The sequence below is a fragment of the Citrobacter sp. Igbk 17 genome, assembly GCF_028069775.1.
In the GTDB taxonomy this organism is placed as follows: Bacteria; Pseudomonadota; Gammaproteobacteria; order Enterobacterales; family Enterobacteriaceae; genus Citrobacter.
The window spans coordinates 134731-148947 of record NZ_JANEWI010000005.1 but is presented as its reverse complement, the minus strand read 5'-3'; the positions used below and the strand labels follow the sequence as shown (position 1 = coordinate 148947).

General features: G+C 50.4%; 14 protein-coding genes. 6 read left to right on the top strand and 8 right to left on the bottom strand.

The genetic code is table 11. The features are described 5' to 3' along the window. Window positions 1–2: 2 nt before the first annotated feature. Window positions 3–1973: a p-hydroxybenzoic acid efflux pump subunit AaeB gene (gene aaeB, locus NNO08_RS05090; protein WP_271456289.1), complete on the top strand. Its 1971-nt coding sequence runs from the start codon at window positions 3–5 to the stop codon at window positions 1971–1973. Between the two features lie 40 nt (window positions 1974–2013). Here aaeB and NNO08_RS05085 read toward each other — a convergent pair whose 3' ends face one another. From NNO08_RS05085 to xapA, 3 genes are read right to left on the bottom strand one after another with little or no spacing between them, the layout of a single operon-like run. Next, window positions 2014–2916 carry a LysR family transcriptional regulator gene (locus NNO08_RS05085; protein ID WP_271441667.1) on the bottom strand — a complete coding sequence of 301 codons (903 nt, stop codon included), beginning with the start codon at window positions 2914–2916 and terminating at the stop codon, window positions 2014–2016. Window positions 2917–2974: 58 nt separating this feature from the next. Continuing rightward, complete coding sequence (tsgA, locus tag NNO08_RS05080; protein ID WP_271441666.1) at window positions 2975–4180, bottom strand: MFS transporter TsgA; 1206 nt, start codon at window positions 4178–4180, stop codon at window positions 2975–2977. A gap of 50 nt (window positions 4181–4230) precedes the next feature. Continuing rightward, a complete protein-coding gene (gene xapA / locus NNO08_RS05075; protein WP_271456288.1) occupies window positions 4231–5064 on the bottom strand; it encodes a xanthosine phosphorylase in 834 nt (277 codons plus the stop codon). 419 nt (window positions 5065–5483) lie between these two features. On the opposite strand from xapA, the gene NNO08_RS05070 reads away from it, so the two are divergent. Further along, on the top strand, window positions 5484–5768 hold the full coding sequence (locus tag NNO08_RS05070; RefSeq protein ID WP_271456287.1) for a barstar family protein: 285 nt from the start codon (window positions 5484–5486) through the stop codon (window positions 5766–5768). Between the two features lie 49 nt (window positions 5769–5817). Here NNO08_RS05070 and yhcN read toward each other — a convergent pair whose 3' ends face one another. Then, window positions 5818–6084 (bottom strand): peroxide/acid stress response protein YhcN, encoded by a 267-nt coding sequence (gene yhcN / locus NNO08_RS05065; protein WP_005121357.1) that lies wholly within the window; start codon window positions 6082–6084, stop codon window positions 5818–5820. Window positions 6085–6462: 378 nt separating this feature from the next. After that, window positions 6463–6933 (bottom strand): transcriptional regulator ArgR, encoded by a 471-nt coding sequence (argR, locus tag NNO08_RS05060; protein WP_003025162.1) that lies wholly within the window; start codon window positions 6931–6933, stop codon window positions 6463–6465. A 436-nt stretch (window positions 6934–7369) separates the two neighbouring features. Here argR and mdh point away from each other — a divergent pair, with 436 nt between their 5' ends. After that, window positions 7370–8305, top strand: a complete 936-nt coding sequence (gene mdh / locus NNO08_RS05055) for a malate dehydrogenase (RefSeq protein ID WP_040234161.1) — start codon at window positions 7370–7372, stop codon at window positions 8303–8305. Window positions 8306–8456: 151 nt separating this feature from the next. On the opposite strand, the gene degS is transcribed toward mdh, so the two are convergent. The 3 genes from degS to zapG form a co-directional block, all read right to left on the bottom strand. After that, on the bottom strand, window positions 8457–9524 hold the full coding sequence (degS, locus tag NNO08_RS05050) for an outer membrane-stress sensor serine endopeptidase DegS (RefSeq protein WP_005121354.1): 1068 nt from the start codon (window positions 9522–9524) through the stop codon (window positions 8457–8459). A gap of 89 nt (window positions 9525–9613) precedes the next feature. Further along, complete coding sequence (gene degQ, locus NNO08_RS05045) at window positions 9614–10981, bottom strand: serine endoprotease DegQ (protein WP_271449014.1); 1368 nt, start codon at window positions 10979–10981, stop codon at window positions 9614–9616. A 168-nt stretch (window positions 10982–11149) separates the two neighbouring features. Beyond that, on the bottom strand, window positions 11150–11548 hold the full coding sequence (gene zapG, locus NNO08_RS05040) for a Z-ring associated protein ZapG (RefSeq protein WP_005121352.1): 399 nt from the start codon (window positions 11546–11548) through the stop codon (window positions 11150–11152). Window positions 11549–11740: 192 nt separating this feature from the next. Here zapG and zapE point away from each other — a divergent pair, with 192 nt between their 5' ends. The 3 genes from zapE to rpsI all read left to right on the top strand — a co-directional run bounded on the left by zapE (window position 11741) and on the right by rpsI (window position 13923). Beyond that, window positions 11741–12868 (top strand): cell division protein ZapE, encoded by a 1128-nt coding sequence (zapE, locus tag NNO08_RS05035; RefSeq protein WP_271456286.1) that lies wholly within the window; start codon window positions 11741–11743, stop codon window positions 12866–12868. Window positions 12869–13086: 218 nt separating this feature from the next. Then, entirely contained in the window at window positions 13087–13515 is a 429-nt protein-coding gene (rplM, locus tag NNO08_RS05030; protein WP_003025141.1) for a 50S ribosomal protein L13, read from the top strand. 15 nt (window positions 13516–13530) lie between these two features. Next, window positions 13531–13923 (top strand): 30S ribosomal protein S9, encoded by a 393-nt coding sequence (gene rpsI / locus NNO08_RS05025; RefSeq protein WP_003025138.1) that lies wholly within the window; start codon window positions 13531–13533, stop codon window positions 13921–13923. The last annotated feature ends 294 nt before the right edge of the window (window positions 13924–14217 follow it).

Below are 14217 nucleotides of genomic sequence, written 5' to 3'. Positions count from 1 at the left end.
TGATGGGTATTTTCTCCATTGCCAATCAGCATATCCGCTTTGCGGTAAAGCTGGCATGCGCCATTGTACTGGCGTTATTTGTTGGCTTTCATTTCCAGCTTGAGACCCCTCGTTGGGCAGTCCTGACCGCAGCCATTGTGGCGGCAGGCCCAGCCTTTGCCGCCGGTGGAGAACCTTATTCAGGCGCTATCCGCTACCGCGGTATGCTGCGTATTGTTGGGACATTTATTGGCTGTATTGCCGCGCTGATCATTATCATCAGTATGATCCGTGCGCCGCTATTGATGATCCTGGTGTGCTGTATCTGGGCCGGTTTTTGTACCTGGATCTCTTCACTGGTAAAGATCGAAAACTCCTATGCCTGGGGGCTTTCGGGTTACACGGCGCTGATTATCGTCATTACCATTCAGGCGGAGCCTCTGCTGACGCCACAATTTGCGCTCGAACGCTGCAGCGAGATTGTGATGGGGATTGTCTGCGCTATCATCGCCGACCTACTCTTTTCGCCCCGTTCAGTGAAACAGGAGATAGATGTCGAGTTGGACAGCCTTCTGGTGGCGCAATATCAGCTTATGCAGCTGTGTATAAAGCATGGTGATAGCGAAGAGGTGGACAAGGCCTGGGGCACTTTAGTTCGTCGTACGGCGGCGCTGGAAGGTATGCGCAGCAACCTGAACATGGAATCCTCACGCTGGGTGCGCGCCAATCGTAGGCTCAAAGCGTTGAACACACTGTCACTGACGCTTATTACTCAGTCCTGCGAAACCTATCTTATCCAGAATACGCGACCAGAACTGATTACAGATACTTTCCGCGAGTTGTTTGATACACCGGTTGAAACGGTGCAGGACGTACATAAACAACTGAAGCGGATGCGCCGTGTGATTGTCTGGACCGGTGAGCGTGATACGCCAGTGACGATATACAGCTGGGCCGGCGCGGCGACGCGCTACCTGCTGTTGAAACGCGGCGTGGTCAGCAATACCAAAATCAGTGCAATAGAAGAAGAGATCCTGCAGGGCGAGCCGGTGGTGAAAGTGGAATCCGCTGAACGTCACCATGCAATGGTCAACTTCTGGCGTACTACGCTGTCCTGTGTGCTGGGAACCTTATTCTGGTTGTGGACCGGCTGGACATCAGGTAGTGGTGCGATGGTAATGATTGCGGTCGTCACCTCGTTGGCCATGCGTTTGCCTAACCCCCGCATGGTGGCCATCGACTTTATCTATGGCACGCTGGCAGCATTACCGTTGGGGGCGCTCTATTTTTTGGTAATTATCCCCAATACCCAGCAAAGCATGTTATTGCTGTGTCTGAGTCTGGCGGTGCTGGGATTCTTTCTGGGTATCGAGGTGCAAAAGCGGCGTTTGGGCTCAATGGGGGCGCTGGCGAGCACCATTAACATCATCGTTCTTGATAACCCGATGACGTTCCACTTTAGTCAGTTCCTCGACAGTGCACTGGGGCAGATTGTCGGCTGTGTATTGGCATTTATCGTGATTCTGCTGGTGCGCGATAACTCGCGTGACAGAACAGGTCGTGTGTTGCTTAACCAGTTTGTGTCGGCAGCGGTCTCCGCAATGACCACCAATGTTGTGCGTCGAAAAGAAAATCACCTTCCGGCATTGTATCAGCAGCTGTTTTTACTGATGAACAAATTCCCCGGCGATCTGGCAAAGTTCCGCCTGGCGCTGACGATGATTATTGCTCACCAGCGTTTACGTGATGCACCTGTACCAGTAAACGACGATTTATCGGCGTTTCATCGGCAACTTCGCCGTACTGCCGATCATGTTATTTCTGCAGTGAATGATGATAAACGCCGACGCTACTTTAGTCAGTTGCTGGAGGAGCTTGATATCTACCAGGAAAAATTAACGCTCTGGGAAGCCCCGCCTCAGGTAACGGAGCCAGTGAAACGACTCACGGGAATGTTGCACAAATACCAGCATGCACTGACCAGCAATTCATAAATCATCTAACCGGAAGAGGATATTTCTTCCGGTTTCAGTTTTACCGCCCCTGTAATGTCATGATAAACGCGTTCATTAATGTGGAAAGCGGTTCGTCGTACCAGTAGGCATAAAGATCGGCTGGAATAGGGTCATTCAACGGTAAGAAACGAACGCCTGGCCAGTGGATCAATCCGCAGGTTTCTGGCAGCAAAGAGAGGCCCATTCCTGCGCTAACCAGCGCCAGCGCGGTTTGCGGTTCGTTAACCTGGTGGGTAATCAGAGGATAAAATCCTACCTCAACACAGCGGTCATGTACCTGACGGGCGAAATTGCTTTGATTAAATGAAAGCGAAATGATGGGGCGTTCAGCGAGCATCGCCAGTGAGACGCTTTGGTGTTGGCAGAGAGGATCGTGTTCAGGTACGGCGAGAGCAACCGCTTCGCGGGAAATCAATTGGCTACGAATATTCGTCTCGGATTGGGGCAGTACGTTCCGGCTAATCGCGATATCAATCGTCCGGGCATGCAAGGCTTCAATTTGCTGATGTTGGGAAAGCTCCTGCAAGCTCCAGTTTACGTACGGCTGTTGCTTTTTAAAGCCCTTTAGACGCGTAAGCAGCGTCCCCCACAGTGCGCTACCGACTATCCCAATGTTGAAATGTTGATGTTCGCTACGGCCAATCTGTCGCACATAATTGAGGGATTGATCGGTGGTACTCAGGATACGATCGACTTCCGTTTTCAATACCTGCCCGGCTCGCGTGAGAACCACTTTACGGCTGGTACGTTCAAATAGTGTCGTTTCAAGGATCTCTTCCAGTTCTTTAATCTGCATACTCAACGGTGGTTGAGAGATGTTTAACCGGGCCGCGGCCCGGCCAAAGTGCAGCTCGTCAGCGAGAACCTGAAAATAACGCAATGTTCGAAGACGAATTCGGCTATTGGCCTGGAGATCAATCATGCTGGTTACGCGTAAGAGAGGGAGAGAAACGGCATCATGCCGTCCTCCCCAAAGCTTGTCAAACCGCAGCGGATGTCGAGCGGGCGAGACGCTCGGCCTGGCTGCAGGCAACAGCGATAACCAGCGTCAGCAGTAACACACAATAGGCGACAGTTGACGTATTCACCGCCCCCTGCAGACCAAGGTGGCTGTTTACCATGGAGGATACGCTGGCAAACAGTAGCGTGCCCACTGTGCCGCACGTCAACAAGGCGGAGATCAAGGTTGGTGAACTGCGGCTCACCTGCAGTGAGCCATAGCTCATCAGGCCGGAGAATAAACCGGAGTTAAAGAAACCAAACACGCCGCACGCTACCAGAATCAGCGTGGTATTGTTGCTGTTGGCAATCAGCGCAATGGAGACCAGACCAATGCTTGCGCAGATCAGCAGGAAAGTGCGCAGCTTCATCCACTTCACGGTGAACTGATTCAGGAACAGGCCAATGGCTTTCGTCACCCAATACACAGTAGTGAACAGCGCGGCATCCTGCGCCTGAAGTGTAAAACGCGATTGCAGGTAGCCCGGTGTCCACATGGTAAAAATGGGTTCAGCCAGCAGGAAAGCAAAGAGAGTAAAACAGATTAAATAGACGGAGATCCCCCAGGGTTCTGACTCTTCCGTTTTCTCGTGTCGCTGCGGCTGCGCAACCTCTGTCGATGGGAAGCGACAACGCAGGGTAAGTGCCAACATCAGCGCGCCCAGACCGCCCATAATCCCATACATCGCAATCCAACTGGCACCCAGTTTAAACATCCAGGCTAACAGTAAAGAAAGGGTTGCTCCGGCAAAGCTGAAAAAGAAATCGGTAAAAATCAGGCTGGAAGAGCGGCTCTTTTCATCGGGATTAATACGGACCACCAGATAACTGCCGATGGTCATAAACACGCCCCCGCAGGCACCAATGCCGGCCACTGCAACGCTAAACAGTGTTAAGGTTGGTTGGATAAAAAGCACGGCGCTGATAATCACGGTGAGCGTTGCAGCAATAACTAATGGTTTTTTCAGCCCCCATTTTTTCATCAGAATGCCGCCAAGCATAATAGGCACAAACATGCCGATGTTCATCAAGGTAAAGACCTGCCCGATAAAGCTGGGGTCTTTATGAAAAGCGGCACACAGTGGCCCAAGCACAATCCCCAGTGTCGACACCAGTGCGCCAACAAAGTAATAGCTCAGGTACGAAACGGCATTGAGATTTGCGCGAGAAAACTGATTGTCTGGCATAACTTTTCTCCAGACGGAGCAGGGCGACCCGTCCGTCTACGGAACCACGATCAGGCGTACTGTTTGAGGAACTGGCTGATCAAACGAATAAAATCTTCGGTCACCATGGCTGCGCATTTCAGCGTTTGTTCATGGGAAAGCTCAACATCACTGAGGCCTTCAGCCATATTCGTGATGGCTGAAACGGCCAGTACTTTCAGGCCACAATGGCGTGCAGCTATCACTTCCGGTACCACCGACATACCGACCACATCGCCGCCCATACGTTGCATCATGCGAATCTCCGCAGCCGTCTCAAAATTAGGGCCAGGATAAGAGACGAAAACCCCTTCATGAAGCGTGATACCCAACTGCTCTGCGGCACCGTGAAGCTGCTGGCGCAGCTCGCGATCGTATGCGTTAGCGAGGCTAAAGAAGCGAGGACCAAAGCGTTCATCGTTCGGCCCGACAAGTGGGGTAGATGGCATGGTGTTGATGTGATCGTTGAGGGCAACCAGACTACCTGCAGGAATATCTACGTTCAGTGAACCCGCGGCGTTGGTACAGAATAAAAATTCGCAGCCCAACAGTTTAAAGGTACGCACGGCATGGGTCATGATGCCCATTCCCAGCCCTTCATAAAAATGCCCACGTCCCTTCATGCAGATGAGGTCGATGCCATAAAGCGTCCCCATCACCACTTCCCCGGCATGGCCGATTACGGTGCTGACCGGAAACCCAGGTAATTGTTGATATGAAAGCGTGGTTTTATTTTCCATGCGATCGGCAAGCGCCCCCAGACCTGACCCAAGTATCAGAGCGATACGTGGATGAAAATTGGGTTTTGCTGCACGCAGAGTTTCAGCCGCTTCATACGGGGTATCGTTGACAACAGACATGGACATATCGACTCCAGAGACTATTCAGTTGCAGGCATTTTGTGGAGGCTTCAATTACAAATCCAATATGATAAGTGCGGTTATTAATATGATTTTCATATTGAAAATATCATATCGATATCGGACCTATTATTTTTCAGAACGTTATGGCCAACGTGTTTCATACTGTTTCTGAAACGCAGTCATAGTCTTGCACAAAAATGTGACGTACCTCTCTTTATCTAAACAGTGAACAATTCATTCCTGGCGTATTGCGCACACTGAGGCAGCGCTATACTTAAGACGAGCATTTAGCTGGGGTGATAAACGATGCCTGGACCGCAGGAACATAAAATTTTGCTGGCGGGATACACGGGAAACAGGTTGAGGAAGACCCTGCATATCGGTGGTCTGTAGAGTAACTGGCGTCGGGATGGTGGCTATAGATGAATATCTATACGTTTGATTTTGACGAAATTGAAAATCAGAGTGATTTCTACCGTGAGTTTGCGCGTACATTCGGTCTGGCCCGGGAAAAGGTGGTTGATTTAGATTCTTTGTGGGAGGTTGTGGTTGGGGAAATCTTGCCGTTACCTCTGGAAATCGAATTTGTCCATTTACCGGATAAGTTACGCAGACGATATGGCGCGCTGATTTTACTGTTCGATGAAGCAGAAGAAGAGCTCGAAGGGCAATTACGCTTTAACGTTAGCCACTCAAAACAGGCATAAAAAAGCCCCCGGCAGGCGGGGGCAAGTCGTCGGACTAGACGACGAGGGTTTATTTGTACAATTCTGCGGTTGCATGCCAGTGAGCACCTTCACGGAGTTCAGTGACACGATAGCTGCTGGCGCCCGCTTTTTCTGCTTTAGCGGCGATTGCCTGACGCATATCCATTGGTGAGCTACCGATCTGAGACACAGAGATAGTACCCATGGATTGCAGATTCTGTGCTTCTTGCGAGTTCACCTGATTAACAGCGGCGCTTGCACCGAAAGAGAGAACTGAGAGAAGACTTAAAGTTGCAACAGTGGTTTTGATTTTCATGATATTTACCTCGTCGAATTCTTTTATTAGGGGTCTTTGTTTCGTGACCCTCATCACAAAATCAAGTATACACTAATCACGTGATAAATTAATACCACGCTAATTGTTTCCATGGTAATTGGGTGTTAAGAAAAGTATTTTTTATAACTATATGGAATTAAAAATACAGATTAGAGCTTCTTCTTGAAAATAAAATTAATAAATTCATACTGATACAATATTTTGCAAATTGTGCGTTTTTGATGAGTATCATTCACCGCGTGAATGTGTTTTGGCGGTGAAACGCACTATTTGTTAAATGTTCGGTAGTGGAAAACTGAGGAGGGGAACAGAAAAGAGAGATTTTTCCCCCGCCACAGGGCGTGACGGGGAAGGGAATTACAGTTCTTGTTCAAACAGTTCCAGAATGGCTTCGTACAGGTCTTTTACCGTAAAACCTTTGGCCGGTGTGGTGAAGATGGTATCGTCACCCGCAATCGTGCCAAGAATACCTTCTGCTTTACCCAGTGAATCCAGCAGGCGAGCAATCAGCTGCGCAGCCCCTGGGCTGGTATGAATAACGACAACGGCATCGTTGTAGTCGATATCCAGCACCAGATTTTTCAACGGGCTTGATGTTGTCGGGACGCCCAGCTCTGCAGGCAGGCAGTACACCATTTCCATTTTCGCATTGCGGGTACGCACGGCACCAAACTTGGTCAGCATGCGTGAAACCTTGGACTGGTTGATATTATCAAAGCCCTGATCCTGCAACGCGAGGACGATTTCGCCCTGAGAGCTGAATTTTTCTTCTTTAAGTAGCGCTTTAAACGCCTTAACTAATTCTTCTTGTTTAGCCGAGCTTCGCATAAGTCACCCGTAATATGGCGGTAGAAACAACATTATTGTGCATACAGATGAATTTTTATGCAAACGGTCTGCCTCGTTCAAGGCTGAAATAATGTTATGAAAGAGCGGGATTTTATCAAATTTCGTTATCAAGAAACATGCCTGTGTCACGGCTCGCAAATAAGATTGAAAGTAAATTAAATGTTATCAAATTGATGTTGTTTTGAGAGGGCTGTAGGGTATATTGTCAGCACCTGTTGGAAAGTTGCTCTACTGTGCGAGTGGTTTTGAATTACGTAACTTAGGTTTTATTTTACGTAAGTTAAATGCATAAAAGCCAAATTTGCGTGACTACGCATTCTTGAAGCGTGGTTATTGAATTCATTGGATTTGTGAATTAAGGTCGCCGCCGCGGAGCAATAGACATTTTGCTTATCAATATAATAAGGAGTTTAGGATGAAAGTTGCAGTCCTCGGCGCTGCTGGTGGTATCGGTCAGGCGCTAGCATTACTGTTAAAAACCCAACTGCCTTCAGGTTCAGAACTCTCCCTGTACGACATCGCTCCAGTAACTCCTGGTGTGGCCGTTGATTTGAGCCATATCCCTACTGCTGTGAAAATCAAAGGCTTCAGCGGTGAAGATGCGACCCCTGCACTGGAAGGTGCTGACGTGGTGCTGATTTCTGCGGGTGTTGCGCGTAAACCAGGTATGGACCGTTCTGACCTGTTTAACGTGAATGCTGGCATCGTGAAGAATCTGGTGCAGCAGGTTGCTACAACCTGTCCGAAAGCGTGTATCGGTATCATCACTAACCCAGTGAACACGACCGTTGCTATTGCTGCTGAAGTGCTGAAAAAAGCAGGCGTATACGATAAGAACAAACTGTTTGGCGTAACGACGCTGGACATCATCCGCTCCAACACCTTTGTGGCGGAACTGAAAGGCAAGCAGCCTGGCGATGTTGAAGTCCCGGTTATCGGTGGACACTCAGGTGTGACCATTCTGCCGCTGCTGTCACAAATTCCTGGCGTAAGCTTCACAGAACAAGAAGCGGCTGACCTGACTAAACGTATCCAGAACGCGGGTACTGAAGTTGTGGAAGCAAAAGCCGGTGGCGGGTCTGCAACCCTGTCTATGGGTCAGGCTGCAGCACGTTTCGGTCTGTCACTGGTTCGTGCGCTGAGCGGCGAAAAGGGTGTCGTGGAATGCGCTTACGTTGAAGGCGATGGTCAGTACGCTCGCTTCTTCTCTCAGCCGCTGCTGCTGGGCAAAAATGGCGTAGAAGAACGTCAGTCCATCGGGAAACTGAGCGCGTTCGAACAAAGCTCGCTGGAAGGCATGCTGGACACGCTGAAGAAAGATATCACCCTGGGCGAAGAGTTCGTTAAGTAAAACGCCAGGGGAGGCCAGCGTGTATTTGTTGGCCTGATAAGCGTAGTGCCATCAGGCATTACATGCTAACTCCCTATGATATCGCCTAATAGAAACCGGAGCATATATTGTGCTCCGGTTTTTTTATGGCAAGTGAGAGGTAGACGTAGCGTTAATTGGTGGCAGGGTATTCCTGAATCGTTACCTGCAGCGTCAATTGCTTATCATCGCGCATCACAACCACTGAGATAACCGAACCGGGGCGAATCTCTGCGACCTGATCCATGGTCTCCAGTGCTGATACTGCCGGTTTATTATTTACCGAAATGATGAGGTCGTTGACCTGAATTCCGGCCTGGGCCGCCGGACCATCCGGGGCCACTTCGTTCACGACAATCCCCTGAATTTGATCCATGCCGCTACCTTGTGCGTGCAGCGGTGCAATTTCACGCCCGCTGATGCCGATGTAGCCACGAATAACGCGCCCGTCGCGAATCAGCTTATCCATGATTTTCGTCGCCAGTTGAAACGGAATTGCAAAGCCAATCCCTTCCGGCGTTTCGCCATCATTGCTCTTATCAAACGACAGTGTGTTAATCCCCATCAACTCGCCCAGCGAGTTAACCAGCGCGCCGCCGGAGTTACCGTGGTTAATGGAGGCATCTGTTTGCAGGAAGTTTTGCCGGCCCGTTGGGTTCAGGCCAATACGCCCCGTGGCGCTGATGATCCCCTGAGTGATTGTTTGCCCAAGGTTGTACGGGTTACCGATGGCAAGCACGACATCGCCAATATGCGGTACACGTTTGTTATTAATCGGGATCGTTGGTAGTCCGCCCGCTGCGTTGATTTTCAACACTGCAAGGTCGGTTAAGGTATCAGAGCCAACAAGCAGCGCTTCAAAGACACGTCCATCCTGCAACGCGACGATGATTTGGTCGGCGTCATTAATGACATGCTTGTTGGTGATGATATAGCCGCGCTGATCCATGATAACGCCTGAACCGAGCGTGCGGATCTCAAGCTGGTTATGCGTCGTGCTGTTCATACTGCGGTTGTACACGTTGACCACGGCAGGCGCAGCACGGCGAACTGCCGGGTTATAACTGGCAGGAGTTTCATCTGTGCTGTCGAACTGTGGTGCGGTAAGCGTATTAATTTTTCGCAGAGAGGGCATCGCGGCCAGCAGAATGGCGCCGACGATTAAACCAATCGCGACCGAACGTAAAAGCTTCACAAACATGATGGCGGCGTCATTAAAAAAGGGAACGGCAGCAGCATATCACGAGTTTACCGGACATCACACGGGGGGCTGATGTCCGGTTGTCCTGGTTAACGCAAAAGCAGGTAAATACTCTCGTTACCACGAACGACCTGCAAAGCAATGATTGACGGTTTCGTTTCCAGCACTTTGCGCATTTCGGCAATCGAGTTCACCCGATCGCGGTTAACGGCGATGATGACGTCATCTTTATGCAGGCCGGCCTGTGCGGCTGGGCTACTTTTCTCAACGTTATCAATTCTAATGCCTTTGGTTCCGTCTTTTAGCTGCCCGTCGCTGAGCGTGGCACCTTGTAATGCCGGTGCAATCATTTCCGCACTGGCGGAAGATGATGTACTGGTATCCAGCGTCACTTCAACTTCCAGTGGTTTACCGTTACGCAGCAGGCCCAGTTTGACTTTGGTCCCCGGTTCGGTTGTCGCAATACGCGAACGCAGTTCGGCGAAACTACTGAGCGGTTTGCCGTTTAGACTGGTAATCACGTCACCGGATTTCACGCCCGCTTTGGCGGAACCAGAGTTAGGCAGAACTTCGCTGACAAACGCGCCACGTTGTACATCCAGTTTGAATGCTTTAGCGATATCAGCGGTCATTTCAGTACCTTTAATACCTAACAGACCACGTTTGATTTCGCCAAACTGCATTAATTGCTGCGCCAGCGTACGCGCCATGTTACTGGGGATAGCAAAACCTATCCCAATGCTGCCGCCGCCAGGTGCCAGAATGGCGGTATTGATACCAATCAGCTCACCATTCAGGTTGAGCAACGCACCGCCGGAGTTGCCGCGGTTAATTGACGCATCGGTCTGAATAAAGTTTTCCAGACCTTCCAGGTTCAGACCACTACGACCCAATGCGGAGACGATCCCTGAGGTTGCCGTTTGTCCCAACCCAAACGGGTTGCCGACGGCGACAGCAAAGTCACCCACGCGCAGTTTATCGGAGTCGGCGATAGCGATTTGTGTCAGGTTGCTGGGATGCTGTATTTGCAGCAGGGCGATATCGCTCTGATCGTCGCTACCGATGAGTTTGGCATCGAACTCGCGCCCATCGTTCAGCTGAACGCTAATTTTTTGCGCCTGATTAATAACGTGGTTGTTGGTCAGAACATAGCCTTTGGCTGCGTCAATGATGACGCCTGAACCCAGTCCTTCGAATGGCTGCGAGGGCTGATCGGGCAGCTCATCGCCAAAAAACTTTTTGAATTCTTCCGGGACTTTTTGCCCTTGAACGGCGGTGCCCTCGACTCTCACGCTAACCACGGCAGGTAACACTTTTTCCAGCATGGGGGCGAGGCTGGGGAGCGCTGCCTGACCGGGTACCTGGCCGGGAATCGACGCAATGGCCTGGAATGGCGCCGAGAGAGTTAACCCGACACTTAACGCTAATGCACTCAACAGCTGGGTTTGTTTTTTCATGGATCCTGCTCTCGTACCTTGAGTAAACGGAAGATGATTCAAAACAGTTTGATGTTATTGAATTTTCGGTTTGGTCACAATGAGGCTAACGACTAAATAATAGCTGGGACGGGAAGAGAAGCGGAGGGCGCAATTGCTGCGCCCCATAAATTTCTTAACGATGTGCAGTTAGTCGCGCTTTGCGCCACTACGCAGCAGGCCGGAAGCCCCTTCGGAATAGTCACGCGGCATCTGAACCGGTGCCTGATCGTTACCCGCTTCAGACTCAGCCAGACGATTGCGGAATGGGTTGTTTTCCGCTGACATGCCCGGCAGCAGGCTGCTGGAGCTTTTCGCCATATGCTGATAGATCTGACGATAATCGTCAGCCATGTTATCCAGTAGCTCAGCGCTGCGGGCAAAATGACTCACCAGCTCTTCGCGGTACTCTTCCAGTTCAGCTTTGTTCTTTTCCAGTTCGTACTGTAATGCCTGCTGTTGGCGTAATTTACGATTACCAAAACGCATGGCTACAGCACCAATAATGATACCGACGACTAACCCAATTAGCGCATATTCCCAGGTCATGAACATCTCCCGTTGTCTTTTGTTTCCGTAGGGTGTTGGCTTTAGGCTCCATGCCTGCGCCTGATTATGCCACTATAACCGCTAATCCCGTAGAAGTGGAATCCCGTGTTTATATCACGTAATGTAGAACGGCCTTTTTTTCGTCAACCGTGAGCGACGGCACATCGATTCTCAAGGAATAACAATAACATCATGCAAAGCCTTTCCCCGACATCGCGATACCTGCAGGCCCTTAACGACGGCAGTCATCAACCCGACAACGTACAAAAAGAAGCGGTGAATCGACTGGAAACGATTTACCAGGAGCTCACCACGATTGCACCTCCAGCGGCGCAGGAGAGTGGACTGATGGCCCGCTTTGGTAAATTGCTGGGTAAACGAGAGTCGAAGGAAAACACGCCGGTGCGCGGTCTGTATATGTGGGGGGGCGTAGGCCGCGGAAAAACCTGGCTGATGGATTTGTTCTACCATAGCCTGCCTGGCGCACGTAAACAGCGTTTGCACTTTCACCGCTTCATGCTGCGCGTGCATGAAGAACTGACGGCTCTGCAAGGCCAGAGCGACCCGTTGGAAGTGATTGCTGACCGCTTCAAAGCCGAAACCGATGTGCTGTGCTTTGATGAATTTTTTGTCTCGGATATTACTGACGCCATGCTGCTCGGTGGCTTAATGAAGGCGCTATTTGCTCGCGGCATTACGCTGGTGGCAACGTCCAATATTCCGCCTGATGAACTGTATCGTAACGGTTTGCAACGTGCGCGCTTCCTTCCCGCGATCGAAGCCATTAAACAGTATTGCGATATCATGAACGTGGATGCCGGCGTTGACTACCGGTTGCGTACGTTAACCCAGGCACACTTATGGCTGTCCCCGCTTAATGATGAAACGCAGCGGCAGATGGATAAGCTCTGGCTGGCCTTAGCGGGAGCGAAAGGTGATCATGCGCCGACGCTGGAGATTAACCACCGCCCGATGCAGACGCTGGCCGTTGAGAACCAAACGCTGGCGGTCTCGTTCACTACGCTGTGCGTCGATGCCCGCAGCCAGCACGATTACATCGCCTTGTCGCGCCTGTTCCACACGGTGCTGCTGTCTGATGTACCGGTAATGACGACGCTGATGGAAAGTGAAGCACGACGCTTTATCGCGCTGGTTGATGAGTTCTACGAACGCCACGTTAAGCTGGTGGTCAGCGCCGCAGCGCCTTTATATGAAATCTACCAGGGCGAGCGCCTGAAGTTTGAATTCCAGCGTTGTTTATCGCGTTTGCAGGAGATGCAAAGCGAGGAGTATCTGAAGCGGGAACATTTAGCCGGTTAAACCTGCCGCAAATCACATAAAGGGGTCGATCTTTGACCCTGACTTCTCTATAATCTTGCGACCCCACGTTACGAGAGAGTTTTTTTCCCAAAACTTTCTATGCGCCGGCATAGGCTATTCGAAGGGGTAGGTTTGCTGGACAATGTCGTGTGAACCTCAACTGACAAAACGTTTGGGTGTTCACCAACGTGTAACTTATTTATTTGGGTAAGCTTTTAATGAAAACTTTTACAGCTAAACCAGAAACCGTAAAACGCGACTGGTATGTTGTTGACGCGACCGGTAAAACTCTGGGCCGTCTGGCTTCCGAACTGGCTCTGCGCCTGCGCGGTAAGCACAAAGCGGAATACACTCCGCACGTAGATACTGGTGATTACATCATCGTTCTGAACGCTGACAAAGTTGCTGTAACCGGCAACAAGCGTACTGACAAAGTGTACTATCACCACACCGGCCACATCGGTGGTATCAAACAAGCGACCTTTGAAGAGATGATTGCTCGCCGTCCTGAGCGTGTGCTTGAAATCGCGGTTAAAGGCATGCTGCCAAAAGGCCCGCTGGGTCGTGCTATGTTCCGTAAACTGAAAGTTTACGCTGGCAACGAGCACAACCACGCGGCACAGCAACCGCAAGTTCTTGACATCTAATCGGGATTATAGGCAATGGCTGAAAATCAATACTACGGCACTGGTCGCCGCAAAAGTTCCGCAGCTCGCGTTTTCATCAAACCGGGCAGTGGTAAAATCGTAATCAACCAACGTTCTCTGGAACAGTACTTCGGTCGTGAAACTGCCCGCATGGTAGTTCGTCAGCCGCTGGAACTGGTCGACATGGTTGAGAAACTGGATCTGTACATCACTGTTAAAGGTGGTGGTATCTCTGGTCAGGCTGGTGCGATCCGTCACGGTATCACCCGCGCTCTGATGGAGTACGACGAATCCCTGCGTGGCGAACTGCGTAAAGCTGGCTTCGTTACTCGTGATGCTCGTCAGGTTGAACGTAAGAAAGTCGGTCTGCGTAAAGCACGTCGTCGTCCGCAGTTCTCCAAACGTTAATTGCTTTCTGCTTCGGCAGATTACAATTTGCGAAAAAACCCGCCTCGGCGGGTTTTTTTATGATTTTCATCCGCCCAAAATCACGGTAATTCGCTGATTGCCACCTCTTTTTCCCCATTTCCAGAATCGACTCACCACAAAGGTCACAAAATCTGGTAAACTATCATCCAATTTTCTGCCCAAATATCCGGTATTGTTCATTTTTTGTTTGTATTTTGAACAGTAATGACTTTTCCGAATCTGGGTGACATCACTTCTGGCTGGCCACTAAGTGGCTGGTAGCAGTAAAAATTC